The sequence below is a fragment of the Pseudomonas asplenii genome, assembly GCF_900105475.1.
In the GTDB taxonomy this organism is placed as follows: domain Bacteria; phylum Pseudomonadota; class Gammaproteobacteria; order Pseudomonadales; family Pseudomonadaceae; genus Aquipseudomonas; species Aquipseudomonas asplenii.
In genome coordinates, this window is the sequence record NZ_LT629777.1 from 6,433,943 (window position 1) to 6,452,263 (window position 18,321).

Here is an 18,321-nt window from a genome sequence, read left to right on the forward strand (position 1 = left end):
GGATTCTCCATGGGCGAAAGTATTCTAATCGCGCAGAACCTTAGCAAAGTGGTTCCCAGCGCGGAAGGCGAACTGACCATCCTGCACCCCCTTAGCCTGCACCTGAACAAAGGTGACAGCCTGGCGATTGTCGGCGCCTCCGGCTCCGGCAAATCCACCCTGCTCGGTCTGCTGGCCGGCCTCGACCTGCCCAGCGGCGGCGAGGTGACGCTGGCCGGACGCGCCTTGAGCAACCTCGACGAAGACCAGCGCGCGCGTATCCGCGCCGAGCATGTCGGCTTCGTGTTCCAGAGTTTCCAGTTGCTCGACAGCCTCAACGCCCTGGAAAATGTCATGCTGCCGCTGGAACTGGACGGCCGCAGCGACGCCCGCGAGCGCGCCCGCGGCCTGCTGGAGCGGGTCGGTCTGGGCAAGCGGTTGAGCCACTCACCGCGCCAGTTGTCCGGTGGTGAACAGCAACGGGTGGCCATAGCCCGGGCCTTCGCCGCCGAACCGGACGTGCTGTTCGCCGATGAACCCACCGGCAACCTCGACAGCCATACCGGCGAGCGCATCAGCGACCTGCTGTTCGAGTTGAACCAGGAGCGCGGCACCACCCTGGTGCTGGTGACCCATGACGAACGCCTGGCCCATCGTTGCCGGCGCCTGATCCGCCTTGATGCCGGCCAGTTGGTCGCGCCCCTGGAGCCTTGATGGCACGCCTGCCGCTGTTGCGCCTGTTCAGCCTCGCCGTCCGCCAACTCAAGCGCGATGCCCGTGCCGGAGAATTGCGGGTGCTGTTCTTCGCCCTGTTGGTCGCGGTAGCGGCCAGCACCGCCATCGGTTATTTCGGCGCCCGCCTGAACGGCGCGATGCTGCTGCGCGCCACCGAATTCCTCGCCGCCGACCTGGTCCTCGACGGCACCTCGCAAGCTCGCCCGGAGCAGATTCAGAGCGGTCGCGAACTCGGCCTCGAGCACGCACGGATCGTTGAGTTCTCCAGCGTGATCGCCACCGACAACGGTATCCAGCTGTCGAGCATCAAGGCCGCCGACGAGGATTATCCCCTGCGCGGCGAACTCAAGAGCGCCGCTGCGCCGTTTGGTGCCGCAACCGCAGGTGGCGGTCCGGCGCCCGGCGAAGCGTGGGTCGAGGCCCGGTTGATGACCGCCCTGGACCTGAAGATCGGCGACAGCATCGACGTCGGCATGAAGACCGTACGCCTGGCCCGGGTGCTCACCTACGAGCCGGATCGGGCCGGCAATTTCTACAGCCTGACTCCACGCGTATTGATCAACCTGGCGGACCTGCAAGCCACCGGCGTGGTGCAACCCGGCAGCCGGGTCACTTTCCGCGAACTCTGGCGTGGGCCGGCCAGCGCCCTGGCGACCTACCGCGAACTGGTCAAACCGGGGTTGGCGGCAAACCAGCGCCTGCTGGATGCCCGCGACGGCAACCAGCAGATCGGTGGCGCGCTGGGCAAGGCCGAGCGTTACCTGAACATGGCAAGCCTGGTCGCGGTGCTGCTGTCCGGTGTGGCGGTAGCCCTCAGTGCCACCCGTTTCGCCGCCCGCCGCTTCGATGCCAGCGCCCTGTTGCGCTGTCTCGGGCTGTCACGTCGGGAAACCATGACCCTGTTCAGCCTGCAACTGGCGATCCTGGGTCTGCTGGCCAGCATCAGCGGCGCCCTGCTCGGCTGGCTGGCGCAGTTGGGCCTGTTCCAGTTGCTCCACGACCTGCTGCCGGCCGATGTACCACCCGGCGGCCTGACACCGGCCCTGGCCGGGATCGGTACCGGACTGGTGGCCCTGGCCGGCTTCGCCCTGCCGCCGCTGGCCGCACTGGGCCGGGTCCCACCCCTGCGGGTACTGCGCCGCGACCTGCTGCCGATCCCGGCCAGCACCTGGATGGTCTACGGCACGGCCCTGCTGGCGCTTGGCCTGATCATGTGGCGCCTGAGCCTGGACCTGGTGCTGACCTTCGCCCTGCTCGGCGGCGGCGTGATTGCTGCGCTGGTGCTCGGTGGCCTGTTGCTGCTGGGCCTGCAAAGCCTGCGCCGGCTGTTGGCGAGGGCCTCGCTGCCCTGGCGCCTGGGCCTTGGCCAATTGCTGCGCCATCCACTGGCCGCCGCCGGCCAGTCCCTGGCCTTTGGCCTGATCCTGCTGTCGATGGCCCTGATCGCGCTGCTGCGCGGCGAACTGCTCGATACCTGGCAGAACCAGTTGCCGAAAAATGCACCGAATTACTTCGCCCTGAATATCCTGCCCGCAGACAAGGATGGCTTTCGCGATCACCTGAGCAGACTTGCCGCGCAGTCGGCGCCGATCTATCCGGTAGTGCCAGGCCGTCTGATCAGCATCAACGGCGAGGCGGTGCAGGACATCGTCAGCAAGGACTCTGCCGGCGACCGGGCGATCCAGCGCGACCTCAGCCTGACCTGGGCCGCCGACCTGCCACCGGGCAATACACTGACGGCCGGCAGCTGGTGGTCGAACCAGCCCGGCGGCGACATTCCCGAGGTGTCAGTGGAGGCCAAGGTCGCCGCCAGCCTGAAGCTCAAGCTCGGCGATCACCTGGTCTTCAGTGTCGGCGGCAGCCAGCGCGAGGCCAAGGTCAGCAGCCTGCGCAGCATCAACTGGGACAACTTCCAGCCAAACTTCTTCATGATCTTCCAGCCCGGCACCCTGCAGGACCTGCCGGCCACGTACCTGACCAGCTTCTATCTGGCGCCCGGTCACGACAAGGACATCGTCGAGCTGTCCCGGGCGTTCCCGGCGACGACCATACTGCAGGTCGAGGCCCTGCTAGAACAACTGCGCAGTATCCTCGCGCAGGTCACCATCGCGGTGGAGTACGTGTTGTTGTTCGTGTTGGCGGCAGGCATGGCGGTGCTTTTCTCCGGCCTGCAGGCGACACTGGACGAGCGCATTCGCCAAGGCGCGCTGCTGCGGGCGCTAGGTGCAGAGCGGCGGTTGCTGGTCAAGGCGCGGCGTATCGAGTTCGGCCTGCTGGGCGCCGCCAGCGGCCTGCTCGCCGCGCTGGGGGCGGAACTGGTGAGCCTGGTGCTGTACCGATTCGCCTTCGACCTGCCCTGGCATCCGCATCCGTGGCTGTTGCTGCTGCCGCTGCTCGGTGCCCTGCTGGTCGGCGGTGCAGGCGTGTTCGGCACCCGCCGGGCGCTGAATGCCAGCCCGCTGACAGTGCTGCGCGAGGGCTGACAGCCTCGCGCCCGCCCACCCGACCTCAAGACACCCGATAACCTGACAGTTAAACTTTCAGGCACGGCTTCACCCCATGCAGACACACCCTCAAGGAGATCATTGATTGGCCACGAACATCATCACCCGAGCCGGTCACGAGAAGCTGAAAGGCGAACTCGATCACCTATGGCGCGTGTATCGGCCAGAGATCACACAGAAGGTCGCCTGGGCAGCATCGCTGGGCGACAGGAGCGAAAACGCCGATTACCAGTACAACAAGAAGCTGCTGCGGGAGATTGACCGACGCGTCAGGTATCTGCGCAAACGCCTGGAGGATGTGAAGGTCGTGGATTACTCCCCAGAGCAGGAAGGCAAGGTCTTCTTTGGCGCCTGGGTTGAGATAGAAAACGACGAAGGCGAACAGAAAAAGCTTCGGATCGTCGGGTATGACGAGATCTACGAGAGAAATGACTACATTTCCATCGACTCCCCCATGGCCAGGGCTCTGCTGAAGAAAGAAGAAGGCGATGAATGTGTCGTGCAGATTCCTGACGGCGAAGCCACCTGGTACGTTAACCACATCTCATACGAGCGCTGAATTCCACATCAGCCACGCGTAGCCCTGGTGGCTGGTTCTCCCTGAGCGCCCCCTCTCAATTTCGGTGTAGCAGTGTGTTGGGCGCGACGCCGAATGCCTTGCGAAACGCATGACTGAAGTGGGAGAAGTCAGAAAAGCCGAAGTCCAGCGCGGCCTGGGACACGCTGCGGACCTGACCGCGTTCGATCGCCTCACGGCTGGCATTCAGGCGTTCTTTCCAGATCTCTGCAACGGGGGTTTTCTGGTAGCGCGCGAACGCCCGCGTAACGGTTCGGGTGGATACATTGTGGGCCTGGGCGATGACCTCGATCGACAGGTCTGGCTCGGTCAAATGCCGCTGGATGTACTTCATGATGCGGCCGTAGAGATCCATCTCCTGGTGGGTCGTGTTGAGGTCCTGGAGTTCCAGGCTGATCACCAGCAGGTCGATCAACGCCGCGGAATAACGCTTGGCGATGTGCTCATCCTGCAACGACTCCGGCGTACTTGCGGCCTGACGCAGCATCTCGCGCAGGGGGATTACGCCGGGGCGCCGGTCGTCGAGGACCATCGCGGTGTATTCCGCGATACGCGGTAGCCGCTCGCAGAGCAAGGCCCGCGGAATACGGACCAAGTGGTTTTCGGTACCACCCAGGCTGAAGCGAAACGCCTGAGTTGCGTCATAAAGAAACAGATTCCCGGCTGCCAGGCTGGCTTTTCTTGCGCCCTGCTCAATTTGGCCATGGCCATTTCGAGCGAAACCCAACCATAAGTCTTCTGCCGGACCGCTGCGCAGGTGACGCTCGGAACGTTCCCAGTAATGCAGTGGCGATGACAACGAACAGAGGTCCAGATCGCCGACGGTATTGACGGCGAGTGCACCATCGAAACTGCTTTGGGACAAGGGTTTGCTATCGGCCGCCAGGCAATGGCGGCAAACCACTTCTTTCCAATACTCAAAGCGACGTGGTGCAGGAACGGCAAGGGTCGAATACTGAGTGCTTGGGTTCATGACACGGACCTCGGTACAGCGACGTAATAAGAGCTCGAGAAGGTGTAACAGGTTTGTCACTGACAGCAATTAATAGGCCAAGCGCACTCGCGGGCATCCTTGAGGGGGCAACGGCGTTTTTTTCATCGAGGTTGTCTCCACGCCGTAGAGACTCTTGAATCCCTCACCCTCCCCATTTCAAGGCACAAAATGCCGACCTTCGGCACCGGCGCACCAACCCCGATCATCGTTGGAGCGTCAGGCCCAGAGCTGTCTTTTCCAACCAAACGGTTGTCTCGACGAACCAAGCGCCCCTTCTGCGTACAGCCTAATTTCCACCTCACAGCAGCTCATACCCCGCTGATGAGGCACGCCATGTATCGACAGTGTTCACAACGATTGGCTGATTGCTCCTGGCTTCTGCACAGGCGCGACCTTGCCCCTGAAGAGTCGGCTTATTGGTTGATTGAATGGGCGGCCATGAAGCTGCTGCATCAACGGCAGATCGTCAAACGCAGCCAGCCGCTGAAGCGTTGATACGTAGCCGTAGGCCTGAACGAAAATAACGAGGAGCTCAAGATGGAATCTGCAATCGACAAACATCTCAAATGCCCACGCACCCTGTCCCGTCGGGTACCCGACGAGTACCAGCCGCCGTTTCCGATGTGGGTGGCACGGGCTGATGAGCAGTTGGTACAGGTGGTGATGGCTTACCTGGGCGTGCAATATCGCGGCGATGCTCAGCGCGAGGCCGCCTTGCAGGCGATGCGTCACATCGTCGGCAGTTTCAGCCTGGCCGATGGCCCGCAGACCCATGACTTGACCCACCACACCGACAACAGCGGCTTTGATAATCTGATTGTGGTCGGATACTGGAAAGACCCTGCAGCCTACTGCCGCTGGTTGTGTTCACCCCAGGTGAATGACTGGTGGAGCTCGCCGGAGCGGCTGGGTGAGGGCCTTGGCTACTTCCGCGAAATCACCGCCCCGCGCGCCGAGCAGTTCGAGACCTTGTATGCCTTCCAGGAAAACCTGCCCGGTGTCGGCGCCGTCATGGATACGATCAGTGGCGAGATCGAAGAGCACGGTTACTGGGGCTCGATGCGCGACCGCTTCCCGATCTCCCAGACAGACTGGATGCAACCCACGAATGAGCTGCAAGTGGCCGTGGGTGACCCGACCCAGGGTGGCCGGGTCGTGGTTCTGGGCCATGACAATCTCACGCTGATTCGCTCAGGTCAGGACTGGGCGGATGCCGAAGCGGACGAGCGCTCGCTGTACCTCGACGAAATTCTGCCGACCTTGCAGGACGGCATGGATTTCCTGCGTGACAACGGCGGCCCCCTAGGCTGCTACAGCAACAGGTTCGTACGGAATATCGATATGGATGGCAACTTTCTCGATCTGAGCTACAACATCGGTCACTGGCGCTCAGTCGAAAAACTCGAGCGCTGGGCAGAGTCGCACCCTACCCATCTGCGTATTTTCGTCACGTTCTTTCGCGTGGCCGCAGGTTTGAAAAAGTTGCGGCTGTACCACGAAGTGTCCGTCTCGGACGCCAAGAGCCAGATATTCGAGTACATCAACTGTCACTCGCAGACCGGCATGTTGCGCGACGCACTGCCGCCAACAGCCTGAGGTCCATCGGCCTTCACCGCCCAATTTCAGCCTCCTCGCCACCCTCCTCGGGTGGTGCGGCCTCCCTGTGCGAGAAATAAATGATGAACAAGATCCGCTTGCTGACACTTTCCACCCTGTTGCCCGCGCTTCACGCAAACGCCGGTGAGGTTGCCCCTGGCGATTATGAGCAATACCCGGTCGGCGCGACCATCGGGGCGATTTATTACCAGCACGCCACCACCGACTCGGCTTACAGCAACGGGCACAAGACCAGCTCCGACTTCAAGTTGACCTCAGACGTCGGCATCCTGCGTCTGCTGCATGTCTACGCGCTCAGTGATACGGTCACCATCGACCCGCAATTCCTTTTGCCTTTCGGCCACGTCTCCAGCACAGGTGACGCTTCTGCGCTGGGCAGCACGCGTGGCGTGGGCGACTTGATCCTGACCGCGCCGGTCAAGTGGCGGCTCAACGAAGCCCGCGACACCCTCAGTATCGCCCCCTATCTGTATGTCCCCAGTGGCACCTATGACAAGGACGACGCGCTCAATATCGGCGAGAACCGCTGGAAATTCGAACTGCAGAGCGCCTACGTCAAGCACTTCACGGAAAAATGGGCTATGGACCTGGTCGGCGGCGCCACATGGTATGGCGACAACACTGATTATGGTGCAAATGCCGACCGCCTGAAGCAGGACGTGTCCTACGCAGCACAGATCATGGGGCGCTACATGCCAGACGCCACCACGGCATTTGGCATTGGCTTCGGGCGTACCTGGGGAGGTGAGACGAACGTCGAGCACGTCAATCAGGATAACGAGTTGGGTACCACCAACTTCCGTCTGACGGCCACCAAATTCGTCACCCCCAAGGACCAGATCCAACTGCAATTGGGCAAGGACCTCTCGGTGGACAACGGCCCCAAGGAAGACTTGCGCATAAACCTGCGTTACGCCCGCGTTTTTTGACGCAAGCGTCAACCGGGCAAGGCCCCCTGCGGCCTCGGCGCAGGGGTGTCCGGCTCAACCAAGTCGATGTCTTTTTCAACCAAGCCTGCGACTGGCGATGCGGACTATCTTGAGCGCCAGCCCCACTCCTTTGACGAGCCTGCAGTGCTATTCGGCCACTTACCGTAAGGACAAACCCATCATGGCAATCGTTCGTCCCACCCTTGAGCAGCTACTGGACATTGCGAACAGCCTGCACATGCAGCTCAACAGCGAGCAAGCCAGTGAATACCTCGCCCTCATGCAGTCCAGCTTCGACGCCTATGACCTGATTGACGAACTGCCCGACTTCATCCCGCCTGTACGCTACGAACGCAGTTCCAGCTATCGTCCATCGGCTGAGCACAACCCGTTCAACGCCTGGTATTTCCGTACCGAAGTCAACGGCACCCGCGAAGGCAAACTGGCGGGTAAGACCGTTGCACTCAAGGACAATATCTCACTGGCCGGTGTGCCCATGATGAATGGTGCCAAGCCACTTGAAGGCTTCGTCCCGTCCTTCGATGCCACTGTCGTCAGCCGCTTGCTGGATGCCGGAGCAACCATCCTCGGCAAGGCGACATGCGAACACTACTGCCTGTCCGGCGGCAGTCACACCTCTGATCCGGCCCCGGTGCATAACCCCCACCGTCAGGGTTTTTCTGCCGGGGGTTCCTCTTCCGGCAGCGCGGTCCTGGTTGCCGCGGGCGAAGTCGATCTGGCGGTTGGCGGTGATCAGGGTGGGTCCATCCGGATTCCTTCGGCGTTCTGCGGCACCTACGGCATGAAGCCGACCCACGGCCTGGTGCCATACACCGGGATCATGGCCATCGAGGCGACGATCGACCATGCCGGCCCCATCACCGCCAATGTGCGGGACAACGCATTGATGCTGGAGGTGATGGCGGGCCCGGATGAACTCGATCCTCGCCAGGCCGCGCCCCAGGTCGACAACTACAGCGATTACCTGGAGCGTGGCGTTAACGGACTCAGGATCGGCATCTTGAAGGAAGGCTTTGAACTGCCCAACCTCGATCCCCGGGTAGCCTCATCGGTACGCAATGCAATCGCGCAGTTTGCGCGGCTCGGCGCACAGGTCGAGGAAGTCTCCGTTCCTGAGCACAAGATCGCCGGTTCGCTGTGGCATCCCATCGGTTGCGAAGGCCTGACCATGCAGATGATGCACGGCAACGGCGCCGGTTTTAACTGGAAGGGACTGTATGACGTCGCCTTGCTGGACAAACAAGTCGGCTGGCGTGATGAGGCGGACGATCTGTCCGCCTCTCTGAAGCTGTGCATGTTCGTCGGGCAATACGGCCTTCAGCGCTACAACGGCCGTTTCTACGCCAAGGCGCAAAACCTCAGGCGCCTGGCCAGTGCCGGTTATGACGCCGCATTGGCCCGCTACGACCTGCTGGTGATGCCTACCGTTCCGATACTTGCCCAGCCTCACCCGGAACCGGGTTGCTCGATCACCGACTACGTGGCTCGAGCACTGGAAATGATCGGCAATGCCTCGGCCCAGGACATCACCGGCCATCCGGCCATGTCAATTCCCTGTGGCCGGGTGGACTGTTTGCCGGTCGGGCTCATGCTGGTTGGCAAGCACTATGCCGAAGGCACGATTTACCAGGCCGCCGCGGCGTTCGAGGCGTCGGTTGACTGGAAAAACCTTTAGCCAGTGCGGCCCATGCAGCGCAAAAACAATAAAGCCGTCAGGCGCTGCTTCGAAATTCAACGATGAGGAATCAATTGATGACCCAACATGCAGGCACCCCATCAACCCCGGGAGAGCGAGCCAATGCGTTATTGCAAGTGCTCAAGCAAAAGGACCTGATCCCCGAGGGTTACATCGAACACCTGACCCAACTGATGGCACACCAATGGAGCCCGGACAATGGTGCTCGGGTTGTGGCCAAGGCCTGGGTGGACCCGCAATTTCGTGAACTGCTGCTCAGGGACGGTACCGCCGCGTGCGCCCAGTTTGGCTATACCGGCCCTCAGGGCGAATACATCGTTGCCCTGGAAGATACGCCCACGCTGAAAAACGTGATTGTGTGCAGCCTTTGCTCCTGTACCAATTGGCCCGTCCTCGGCTTGCCACCGGAGTGGTACAAGGGCTTCGAATTCCGTGCCCGCCTGGTTCGCGAAGGGCGCACCGTCCTGCGGGAACTGGGCACGCAATTGCCGGACGAGGTCACCGTCAAGGTGTGGGATACCAGTGCTGAAAGTCGCTACCTGGTGTTGCCGATGCGTCCTGTGGGCAGCGACTCCATGGATGAAGAGGCACTTCGAAAACTGATCACCAAGGATGTCCTGATCGGCGTGGCGCTACCGCGCGTAGCGTAGCCGGGACGCTTTGTTTCCTTCACTTTTCAGAGGTACTCACAATGGATGGTTTCCACGATCTCGGCGGTTTCCAAGGCTTTGGCAAAGTTCCCCATACCATCAACAGCCTGAGCTACAACCCCGTGTTCAAGCAGGACTGGGAGCACTTGGCCTACAGTTTGATGTTCATCGGCGTCGACCACCTGAAAAAATTCAGCGTGGACGAAGTACGTCATGCCGTCGAACGCCTGGATGTTCGCCAACATGTCGGTACCCAGTACTACGAACGCTATGTCATTGCGACCGCCACGCTGCTGGTCGAAACCGGCGTCATCACCCAGGCCGAGCTTGATCAGGCCCTGGGCTCCCACTTCAAGCTGGCGAACCCCGCGCATGCCACAGGTCGCCCGGCGATCACCGGTCGCGCGCCCTTTGAGGTCGGCGACCGGGTGGTCGTGCGGGACGAGTACGTGGCAGGACATATCCGCATGCCGGCCTATGTGCGCGGCAAGCAGGGCGTGGTGTTGCATCGCACCTCGGAAAAATGGCCATTCCCGGACGCGATTGGTCATGGAGATACGAGCGCGGCGCATCAGCCGACCTACCATGTCGAGTTCCGCACGCAAGATCTGTGGGGCGACGCGGCAGATGAGGGTTTTGTGGTGGTCGACCTGTTCGAAAGCTACCTGGACAAGGCCGCCAGCCAACCAGCGGTGAACCCATGATTGACGGCGCCCAGGCGGGCCGACTGCCGGTGACCGTGCTTTCCGGCTTCCTTGGCGCCGGCAAGACCACCCTGCTCAACCATATCCTGCGCAATCGCGAAGGGCTGAGAGTGGCGGTCATCGTCAATGACATGAGCGAGGTCAACATCGATGTCGCAGAGGTGCAGCGCGACGTGTCACTGCACCGTGGCCGCGATGAATTGATCGAGATGAGCAATGGCTGTATCTGCTGCACGCTGCGCGCCGACCTGCTCGAACAGATCAGTGCCCTGGCCCGTCAGCAACGCTTCGATTACCTGCTCATCGAATCCACGGGAATCTCGGAGCCGATGCCGGTGGCGGAGACGTTCGCCTTCCTTGACGCCGAGGGCTTCAGCCTCAGCGAACTGGCGCGGCTCGATACCCTGGTGACGGTGGTCGATGGCAGCCGGTTTCAGGCGCTGCTGGAGTCACCGGACACCGTGGCCCGCGACGACGCACAGGAGGACGCAGCCAGACGCCCTCTGGCGGACCTTCTGCTCGAGCAGGTGGAGTACGCCAACGTCATTCTCGTCAACAAGCGCGACCTGATCGATGAGCCTGCTTACCAGGCCGTGCACGCGATCCTCGCCGGCCTCAACCCCAGCGCGCGAATCGTGCCGATGACTCACGGCAACGTTGAGTTATCCGACATCCTCGGTACCCACCTGTTTGATTTGCCCAGCCTTGCGGCATCGCCGGGCTGGATGAAGAAAATGGAGGCCGACGACACACCGGCCTCCGAGTCGGACACCTATGGCGTGACATCGTGGGTGTATCGCGAACGTGCTCCGTTTCACCCACAGCGCTTGCTCGATTTTCTCGAACAGCCCTGGCGCAACGGGCGTCTGCTGCGCAGCAAAGGTTACTTCTGGCTCGCCAGCCGGCACCTGGAAACCGGCCTGCTGGTGCAAAGCGGCAGGCAGTTCCAGTGGGGCTATGTCGCGCGCTGGTGGAACTTCATCGAACAGTCGCAGTGGCCGCAGGATGAATATCGGTTGCAGAGCATCATGACCAAGTGGAACAGCATTGTCGGCGATTGCCGGCAGGAGTTGGTCTTTATCGGCCAGGATCTCGATATCCCTGCGTTGCAGCGCGAACTCGACCACTGCCTGCTCAGTGTCCAGGAAATAGCCGCCGGCCCGTCGACCTGGCAAACCCTGCCGGGGGCGACAGCCTTTGACACCAGGGCCATGGCGGCCAGCCCGACGTAAGCCTTGCTGTTGATCCCATTTGAAAGAGGTAGAGGTGTTCCATGCTCTTTTTCAGCCGAACCACCCGCTGGGTATTGGCACCGCTCGCCAACAGGCTGGAGCAGCCTGACCAGGCCAACACGCCGCTGTCGTCGAATAACCCGTTATTACGCCGCATCCTGGCCGGTGTAGACCAACTGCTGCATGAGCGGCGAACCCTGAAGGATCAAACCCACACACTCGCCCAGGAAGTCGCCCGATTGAATGAGCGCCTGGCCGACCGCGACAGACAGTTGCGCCAGTTGGAGGCGCACTGGGCCCTGATCACCCAAGGCGCAGGTGAACTGTTCTGGGCGCTGGAACTGGAGGGAAGCACTGCTCCCGCGCCGGAATGTGCGATGCAATGGACGGGGTCTGCGTCGAGCCAGGTCCAAGGTGTTGATCAGTTGGGCCGTTGGAGCGAACAGCTGCACCCGGCTGACCAGCAACTGCATCGGGAGGCGCTCACCCGGCATCTCGCCGATCGCAGTGGGCGCACGCCGTTTGCGTTGGACGTGCGGATGAAGCCGGTATCGGGCGGTGACTATCGCTGGTACAGGGTCAGCGGTGTGTCCCGACGTGACGGACAAGGCGTGGCGCTGGCCATCGGTGGGAGCGTTCGTGACATTCATGAACAGCACCTGCACAACGAGGCGCTTGAACTGGCCTCCACCCGTTTCGATATTGCCCGGGAGATGCTGCATGACGGGCTCAGGGACATCGAGGTGGTGGCCGGCGGCCCGGCGAACCCGAAAAATACCATTTGGTGGTCGTCGCAAATGCGCCGACTGCTGGGGTGCAACACGGTTGAGGAATTCCCCAACACCCTGGAAAGCTGGACCTCACGTTTGCATCCCGACGATAGCGCGCGGGCCATCAATGCGTTTATCGCCCATGTTGACGACCGCAGCGGCAAGACACCGTTCGATGTGGATTATCGGCTCAAACATAAAAATGGCACTTACCGCTGGTTTCGTGGCCGTGGGCAAACGCGTCGTGCAGAGGACGGCTCACCGCAACGGGTGGTGGGCGCCATCACCGATATCCATGCCCACCATGAAGAACGCACGATGCGCGAGGCTCAGGCCCAACAACATCGAGTGATGCAGGAAACCCTCAGCAAGCTGACGCAGATTGTTTCCACCATCCAGGGCATTGCCAGCCAGACCAACCTGTTGGCGTTGAACGCGGCCATCGAAGCGGCGCGAGCCGGTGATGCCGGGCGCGGGTTTGCGGTGGTTGCCGATGAAGTGCGCAAATTGGCCACCCGTACCAGCCAGGCGACCCAGCAAGCGGCCGAGATGATGGACAGCTAGCCACACCTGCGCGGGAGGGGTTGTTTAGCGAACGCTCTTTACCGCCTTCGGTTTCAGGACGATCGAACCACGATCAGATGACTCCACGGCACGCGGGATTGCGAGCGCTAAGGCGCTTGTTACCCCAGCCCCCACAGAGCCACCCAGGGTCAACGCCGGGTGATCAGTCCCTGTCGCGCCACGCGCGTCAGTTGGCGGATCACCGCTTCGGCCTGTTCCGCACTCGGCGACTGGATCACCGCCATATCGAAGCTGTCATCGGCAAAGCGCTCCAGCGAATCGCCGTCGTCGACAAACTGGATCAGGAACGCCGAGGCACGCCCCTTGCGGCGCGGCCAGCCATCCAGGCAACGCAGCAGCGTCGGCTGATTCTCGCCGCACAGGAGAATTTTCGGATTCCGTTCAGGAAGGTTGGCCGTGATCGGCACCAGACGTATGACAGGGCGTGGGTTGTTCAACGTGCGTGTCTCCGCCTCAACGATCTGCCGGGCAGGTGTGAGGCAACACCGAACCAGCGCTTTAGCGGTATTTCGAAACCTGGATCAGGCTTCTGGCGGAGTGCTGTGGACTCCTCTGGCGCCCCGCAAGTAGCTGTTTAAATCGGCGCATGCAGAACATCCTAGAGAAGCCCTGGGGGCACTGTCAAGAATCGCGCCAGGCAGATGTCCTACAAAAGCCCTACAACAAAAAGGCCCGCGAATGCGGGCCATTTTTGTGCAGCCTTGGGGAAAGATTACCGACTGATCGCACCGTCGATCGAAGCCTTGCCTGCACCCTCGATCAGGACTGCGAGGGTACCGCCCAGCAGTGCCAGAGCGAATTCGTAGCCGTTGTTACTCATGAACAGACCGTTGTGGATGTGCACCGAGAAGATCGCCACCACCAGGGTGAAGCTCAGACCCAACGCCGCAGGCCGCGCCAGCAGACCGATGATCAGGGCCAGGCCGCCGAAGAACTCGGTACCGCCAGCCAGCAGCGCCATCAGGTGACCCGGCGCCAGGCCGATGCTTTCCATCCATTGGGCGGTGCCTTCAAGGCCGTAGCCGCCGAAGAGACCGAAGAGTTTCTGGGCGCCGTGGGCGGCGAAGATGACCCCCACCAGAATCCGCAGGGCAGTCAGGCCGTAGCCGGCACGGGTGTTCAGAACGCGTTGGATCAGAGTGCTCATGGTTGAATCCTTCTTCAAATGTCGAGTTGATGGCGCCATATTAATCAGATTTTAAAATTGAAAAAGCGCAAAAAACCCGACATAACAATCTAAAAATTAGATCATTTTCGTGAAGCAACCTTTCGTCCATTTCGCTCCAGGGAAGCCCCTTCCAGCGAGCCACGCTCGCGATCGAACGCCAGGTAATACTTGTTCACGCTATTAACATAGTTGACCGGAGCCATTCCCACTTGCTCCATCGCGACCCGCTCGACCTGGAAGAACCACTGGTTGGGATTCAAGCCGCGCCGCCGCGCCTCGGTGCGCATGCCCTGAACCCGTTCGGGCCCCATGTTGTAGGCCGCCAGGACAAAGGCCATGCGTTCGCGCTCGTTGAGCTTGGGGCTGGAGAAGAATTTGCGACGGATCATCGCCAGGTACTTGGCCCCGGCCTGCACATTGTTATCGACATTCTGGATATTACCGACGCCGACCCGCTGCGCCGCCGCTGGGGTGATCTGCAGCAATCCGGTGGCACCGCTCGCCCCACGGGCGTTGGGGTCCAGCGCCGACTCCTTGAACGCCAGCGCTGCCAGGTTCAACCAGTCGATGCCCTGGGCCTGGGCATGACGTTGCAGAACCGGCCGCAGCTTCTCCAACTTCTGCCGATCGCTGCGGGCCAATGGATAATGCACCTGGTACAGCCGTCGATAGATACGCAGGAACGCCACATCCTGGTCGGATGGCGATTTGTAGGTCTTGAAAAAACGATCGATGCTGGCCAGCAGCATCGAGGCATCACGCCGCACGAACCAATGCATCTGTCCCGGCTCGCCGACCAGTATCTGCCGGTCGAAACGCAGCTTGGGCATGACCTTGGCCCAGCGCTCGGCAATCGGCTGTTCGACGATGGTCAGGTGGAAGATCCCACCCTGGACCATCTCCAGCACATCCTCTACCGCCAGGCTCGGGTCGACCCATTCGACCTTCACCGGTGGCAGCTTGTGCAACGCCAGTTTCTGGTTGATCTGGTTCAGCACATCGATGGCGGCGCTGCCGGTGCTCAGGGTCAGCGTCCGCCCGGAAAGCTGTTCCACACGGGTAACGCGCTTTTCGCCCTTGAGCCCCACCAGCAGCAGCGGCACCGGGTTGCCGATCGGCTCACTGGCACTGACCGCATGCCCCGGTTGCGCCTCAAGCAGTTCGCCCGGCGCGACCAGGTCGCCCTCACCACGCTGCAGCGCCCCCAGCAACTGGTCCTTGGCCTTGGGAATGAGCTTGAGGGTGATTTCCTGGTTGTCCCGGGCATGTCCGTTCAGGTACAGCTCGAAAGCCCGCAGGCGGTGATACTCGACACCGATCGCCTCGCCCTGGATTTCTCCCGAGCTGTTGCGACTCTGGTTGACCAGCACCCGCAGGACGCGGCTGCTGCGGATTTCCGCCAGGTCGCGGACCTTCCCCGCCTGACCGACTTCCTGGGGGCCGGCCAGGCGCGCAACCGCCGGCAGCGGCAGCAGGGACAGGCACAGCAGGAGCAACAGCGAGGCTCGCTTCATCCGTTCACCGCAAAGAATACTGTCCCGCCGCAAGCCGCCAGGCCTGATACGAGTCGATGGAAACCGGGCGTCTGTTGAACCCGAATTAAAATGCACAAGACGGCGGCGCGAGCGGACGTGAAAACGGCCGCTACTGGCTCGCGGTCTTGAAAGACAGTCATAACTCGTTGTAGTTCTTGGTTTTTATTATAAATCTACAGCTCTGATATGCTTTTGGGCCTGTAGCCTGAGGACGAACCATGCAACTCATCGATATCGGCGTCAACCTGACCAACTCGGCTTTTTCCGGAAAACACCGGGAAATACTGGACCGCGCCCAGGCCGCCGGGGTCTGCCAACTGGTACTGACCGGCACCAGTCTCGAGGGTAGCGAACAGGCTCTGGAGCTATGCCGGACGCTGGATGAAAGCGGTCTTCAGCTGTTCGCCACGGCCGGTATCCATCCGCATTCCGCCAGCGACTGGAATGCCGACAGCGCCGCTCGTCTGAAAGACCTGCTCACGCAAACGAATGTCTGCGCAGTCGGCGAATGCGGACTGGACTTCAACCGCGATTTCTCGCCGCGCCCACAACAGGAAAAAGTCCTCGAAGAACACCTGGCCCTGGCGGCGCAACTGCAGTTGCCGGTGTTCCTTCACGAGCGCGATGCCAATTCACGGATGCTGGAGATCCTGCGCGACTACCGTGACCGCCTGCCCGCCGCCGTGGTGCATTGTTTTACCGGCGAGCAACGGGCACTGTTCAGCTATCTGGACCTGGACCTGCATATCGGCATCACCGGCTGGATCTGCGACGAGCGCCGTGGCACTCACCTGCACCCACTGGTACGGGAGATTCCCCGGGGCCGCCTGATGCTGGAGAGCGATGCGCCCTACCTGTTGCCCCGCAGCCTGCGGCCCAAACCGAAGAGCGGTCGCAACGAACCGGCCTTCCTCACTGAAGTGCTGCGCGAGGTCGCCCTGCATCGCGGTGAAAGCGAAGCCGACCTGGCGGCCCACAGCACCGCCTGCGCCCGGGCATTCTTTGGTTTGCCATCGATTGCTTGACCCACATCAAGAAGTACCGCCGGGGGCGTGGCACAATGATGTCACCTTGCCAATACTGTTTCCGCTCAATCAGAGAAGACCTTCCATGGGTGCCTGGCTTAGCAACATCTCGCTGAAATACAAATTCTGGGCCGTCAACGCCGTGGCCTTCGTCACCACTCTGTTGCTGGTGCTGTACGCGGTACAGCTGGAGCAGCAGGCCCGCACCGACGCCGCGCGCACGGCCGCCCAGAGCGAAGCACGACTGCTGGGCAGTTGGCCCGCCGGCCAGCCCCTGCCACAGAATGACCAGTTGCTCGTCTTCCAGAGCGGCCAGACCCCCAGCCTGAACGGCCAGATGCTGCCACGCCTGGCTGATGCCCAGGGCTGGGTCACCTACGACTACATGCCACTGTTCGGCGACAACCCGCTGCTCGGCGCTGAAGTGCTCAGCCATGGCAACCAGCGGGTGGCCGTGCTCGCCTATGCGCCCAGCATGGCGCAAGTGTTCAGCGACCGTTTCACCCATTACGCCGTGGCCGTGTTCATCCTGATGCTGGCGATGCTCGGCGCCTCGCAGTTGCTGATCCGCTTCCTGCTCAGCCAGCTCAACACCCTCAAGGACGTGATGCTGCACGTGGAGCGGACCGGCGACCTGTCTACCCGCGTACCGCTGGCCTGCAAGGACGAAGTCGGCCAGATGGCCAGCGCCTTCAATGCCATGCAGGCCGGCTACCAGCGCGTGGTCGGCACCGTCGCCCGCACCGCCGCACAGTTGGATGTCGGTGCGGCGCGGCTGGCCTCGAGCATGAACGACGTGCAGCACGGCATGCTCGGCCAGCAAAGCGAAACCGACCAGGCCGCCACCGCCATCAACGAGATGACCGCGACGGTCTACCACATTGCCCAGCACGCCGGCGCTACCCGCGATCTGTCGAAGACCGCCGATACCCTGGCCGGCAGCGGCAAGGAAGTGGTCAACCGCGTCCAGCAGTCGATCGCCGGCCTGTCCAGCGGTGTGCAGCAGACCGCCGAGATGATCCAGCGCCTGGCCGAGGACAGCCAGAAGATCAACAGCGTGGTCAACGTGATCCACAGCATCGCCGAGCAGACCAACCTGTTGGCCCTGAACGCCGCCATCGAGGCCGCCCGGGCCGGGGAAATGGGTCGTGGTTTCGCCGTGGTCGCCGACGAGGTGCGCAACCTGGCCAAGCGTGTGCAGACCTCCACCGATGAAATCACCACCATGGTCTCGGCGTTGCAGTCCGGTACCCGCGATGCGGTGGACTTCATGCAGGAAAGCTCGCTCAAGGCTGACGACTGCGTCCAGCAGGCCCAGGAAGCCGGGGCCGCCCTGGCGGAAATCACCGGTGCAGTGGCACAGATGCGCGAGAGCAATACCCAGATCGCCGTGGCCGCCGAGCAACAGAGCCAGGTCGCGGAAGAAATGAATCGCGCCGTGGTGAGCATCCGCGATGTCACCGAAAACACCGTACAACAGACCGTCGACTCGACCAGCACCAGCAATGAGCTGGCAACCCTGGCCGGTGAATTGAACAAGGCCATTGGTCAACTCAAGCTATAGACGCGATAGCAAGAGTTGATTCGTCGCCGACGTTTG

At 61.8% G+C, this 18,321-nt stretch carries 16 protein-coding genes and 2 pseudogenes; 14 read left to right on the forward strand and 4 right to left on the reverse strand.

Features of this window, described 5'->3' with window-relative positions; translation table 11 throughout:
• The first annotated feature begins 9 nt into the window (after positions 1 to 9).
• The 3 genes from BLU37_RS28490 to greB all read left to right on the forward strand — a co-directional run bounded on the left by BLU37_RS28490 (position 10) and on the right by greB (position 3,777).
• The gene (locus BLU37_RS28490) at positions 10 to 693 is read left to right on the forward strand and encodes an ABC transporter ATP-binding protein (protein WP_010448989.1); all 684 of its coding nucleotides are present in this window, start codon (positions 10 to 12) and stop codon (positions 691 to 693) included.
• Positions 693 to 3,197 (forward strand): ABC transporter permease, encoded by a 2,505-nt coding sequence (locus tag BLU37_RS28495; RefSeq protein ID WP_090210805.1) that lies wholly within the window; start codon positions 693 to 695, stop codon positions 3,195 to 3,197. Before BLU37_RS28490 ends, BLU37_RS28495 begins: the two co-directional genes overlap by 1 nt.
• Positions 3,198 to 3,303: 106 nt before the next feature.
• A complete protein-coding gene (gene greB / locus BLU37_RS28500) occupies positions 3,304 to 3,777 on the forward strand; it encodes a transcription elongation factor GreB (protein ID WP_019360329.1) in 474 nt (157 codons plus the stop codon).
• 55 nt (positions 3,778 to 3,832) lie between these two features.
• Here the strand turns inward: greB and BLU37_RS28505 are convergent, their stop codons facing one another.
• Positions 3,833 to 4,768 (reverse strand): AraC-like ligand-binding domain-containing protein, encoded by a 936-nt coding sequence (locus tag BLU37_RS28505; protein WP_090210807.1) that lies wholly within the window; start codon positions 4,766 to 4,768, stop codon positions 3,833 to 3,835.
• Between the two features lie 189 nt (positions 4,769 to 4,957).
• Here BLU37_RS28505 and BLU37_RS29200 point away from each other — a divergent pair, with 189 nt between their 5' ends.
• The 9 genes and pseudogenes from BLU37_RS29200 to BLU37_RS30120 form a co-directional block, all read left to right on the forward strand.
• Positions 4,958 to 5,284 carry a hypothetical protein gene (locus tag BLU37_RS29200; protein ID WP_157696421.1) on the forward strand — a complete coding sequence of 109 codons (327 nt, stop codon included), beginning with the start codon at positions 4,958 to 4,960 and terminating at the stop codon, positions 5,282 to 5,284.
• A gap of 42 nt (positions 5,285 to 5,326) precedes the next feature.
• Positions 5,327 to 6,385: an aliphatic aldoxime dehydratase gene (gene oxdA / locus BLU37_RS28510; RefSeq protein WP_090210809.1), complete on the forward strand. Its 1,059-nt coding sequence runs from the start codon at positions 5,327 to 5,329 to the stop codon at positions 6,383 to 6,385.
• An 83-nt stretch (positions 6,386 to 6,468) separates the two neighbouring features.
• Positions 6,469 to 7,335, forward strand: coding sequence for a transporter (locus BLU37_RS28515; RefSeq protein WP_090210811.1), 867 nt, complete (start codon positions 6,469 to 6,471; stop codon positions 7,333 to 7,335).
• A gap of 181 nt (positions 7,336 to 7,516) precedes the next feature.
• The gene (locus BLU37_RS28520; protein ID WP_090210813.1) at positions 7,517 to 9,031 is read left to right on the forward strand and encodes an amidase; all 1,515 of its coding nucleotides are present in this window, start codon (positions 7,517 to 7,519) and stop codon (positions 9,029 to 9,031) included.
• A gap of 77 nt (positions 9,032 to 9,108) precedes the next feature.
• Complete coding sequence (nthA, locus tag BLU37_RS28525; protein ID WP_090210815.1) at positions 9,109 to 9,702, forward strand: nitrile hydratase subunit alpha; 594 nt, start codon at positions 9,109 to 9,111, stop codon at positions 9,700 to 9,702.
• Positions 9,703 to 9,743: 41 nt separating this feature from the next.
• Positions 9,744 to 10,406 (forward strand): nitrile hydratase subunit beta, encoded by a 663-nt coding sequence (nthB, locus tag BLU37_RS28530; RefSeq protein ID WP_010448997.1) that lies wholly within the window; start codon positions 9,744 to 9,746, stop codon positions 10,404 to 10,406.
• A complete protein-coding gene (locus tag BLU37_RS28535; RefSeq protein ID WP_090210819.1) occupies positions 10,403 to 11,638 on the forward strand; it encodes a GTP-binding protein in 1,236 nt (411 codons plus the stop codon). The genes nthB and BLU37_RS28535 overlap by 4 nt, the downstream gene beginning before the upstream one ends.
• Before the next feature lie 377 nt (positions 11,639 to 12,015).
• Positions 12,016 to 12,678: pseudogene (locus BLU37_RS30115) on the forward strand (PAS domain-containing protein); the annotation flags it as partial.
• Positions 12,679 to 12,756: 78 nt separating this feature from the next.
• Positions 12,757 to 12,948: pseudogene (locus tag BLU37_RS30120) on the forward strand (methyl-accepting chemotaxis protein); the annotation flags it as partial.
• 173 nt (positions 12,949 to 13,121) lie between these two features.
• On the opposite strand, the gene BLU37_RS28545 reads toward BLU37_RS30120, so the two are convergent.
• The 3 genes from BLU37_RS28545 to BLU37_RS28555 all read right to left on the reverse strand — a co-directional run bounded on the left by BLU37_RS28545 (position 13,122) and on the right by BLU37_RS28555 (position 15,675).
• Positions 13,122 to 13,430, reverse strand: a complete 309-nt coding sequence (locus BLU37_RS28545) for a hypothetical protein (RefSeq protein ID WP_010449000.1) — start codon at positions 13,428 to 13,430, stop codon at positions 13,122 to 13,124.
• Between the two features lie 275 nt (positions 13,431 to 13,705).
• A complete protein-coding gene (locus tag BLU37_RS28550) occupies positions 13,706 to 14,140 on the reverse strand; it encodes a DoxX family protein (protein ID WP_090210823.1) in 435 nt (144 codons plus the stop codon).
• Positions 14,141 to 14,241: 101 nt separating this feature from the next.
• A complete protein-coding gene (locus BLU37_RS28555; RefSeq protein ID WP_090210825.1) occupies positions 14,242 to 15,675 on the reverse strand; it encodes an MltF family protein in 1,434 nt (477 codons plus the stop codon).
• A gap of 239 nt (positions 15,676 to 15,914) precedes the next feature.
• Here BLU37_RS28555 and BLU37_RS28560 point away from each other — a divergent pair, with 239 nt between their 5' ends.
• The gene (locus BLU37_RS28560; RefSeq protein ID WP_010449003.1) at positions 15,915 to 16,721 is read left to right on the forward strand and encodes a TatD family hydrolase; all 807 of its coding nucleotides are present in this window, start codon (positions 15,915 to 15,917) and stop codon (positions 16,719 to 16,721) included.
• A gap of 85 nt (positions 16,722 to 16,806) precedes the next feature.
• Complete coding sequence (locus BLU37_RS28565; RefSeq protein WP_081354404.1) at positions 16,807 to 18,285, forward strand: methyl-accepting chemotaxis protein; 1,479 nt, start codon at positions 16,807 to 16,809, stop codon at positions 18,283 to 18,285.
• Positions 18,286 to 18,321 lie beyond the last annotated feature (36 nt).

Excerpts from the sequence above, each read along its gene's own strand:
- BLU37_RS28490 (WP_010448989.1), top strand. The coding sequence starts at position 10 with ATGGGCGAAAGTATTCTAATCGCGCAGAACCTTAGCAAAGTGGTTCCC.
- BLU37_RS28495 (WP_090210805.1), top strand. The coding sequence starts at position 693 with ATGGCACGCCTGCCGCTGTTGCGCCTGTTCAGCCTCGCCGTCCGCCAA.
- BLU37_RS28505 (WP_090210807.1), bottom strand. The coding sequence starts at position 4,768 with ATGAACCCAAGCACTCAGTATTCGACCCTTGCCGTTCCTGCACCACGT.
- BLU37_RS29200 (WP_157696421.1), top strand. The coding sequence starts at position 4,958 with ATGCCGACCTTCGGCACCGGCGCACCAACCCCGATCATCGTTGGAGCG.
- oxdA (WP_090210809.1), top strand. The coding sequence starts at position 5,327 with ATGGAATCTGCAATCGACAAACATCTCAAATGCCCACGCACCCTGTCC.
- BLU37_RS28515 (WP_090210811.1), top strand. The coding sequence starts at position 6,469 with ATGAACAAGATCCGCTTGCTGACACTTTCCACCCTGTTGCCCGCGCTT.
- BLU37_RS28520 (WP_090210813.1), top strand. The coding sequence starts at position 7,517 with ATGGCAATCGTTCGTCCCACCCTTGAGCAGCTACTGGACATTGCGAAC.
- nthA (WP_090210815.1), top strand. The coding sequence starts at position 9,109 with ATGACCCAACATGCAGGCACCCCATCAACCCCGGGAGAGCGAGCCAAT.
- nthB (WP_010448997.1), top strand. The coding sequence starts at position 9,744 with ATGGATGGTTTCCACGATCTCGGCGGTTTCCAAGGCTTTGGCAAAGTT.
- BLU37_RS28535 (WP_090210819.1), top strand. The coding sequence starts at position 10,403 with ATGATTGACGGCGCCCAGGCGGGCCGACTGCCGGTGACCGTGCTTTCC.
- BLU37_RS28550 (WP_090210823.1), bottom strand. The coding sequence starts at position 14,140 with ATGAGCACTCTGATCCAACGCGTTCTGAACACCCGTGCCGGCTACGGC.
- BLU37_RS28555 (WP_090210825.1), bottom strand. The coding sequence starts at position 15,675 with ATGAAGCGAGCCTCGCTGTTGCTCCTGCTGTGCCTGTCCCTGCTGCCG.
- BLU37_RS28560 (WP_010449003.1), top strand. The coding sequence starts at position 15,915 with ATGCAACTCATCGATATCGGCGTCAACCTGACCAACTCGGCTTTTTCC.
- BLU37_RS28565 (WP_081354404.1), top strand. The coding sequence starts at position 16,807 with ATGGGTGCCTGGCTTAGCAACATCTCGCTGAAATACAAATTCTGGGCC.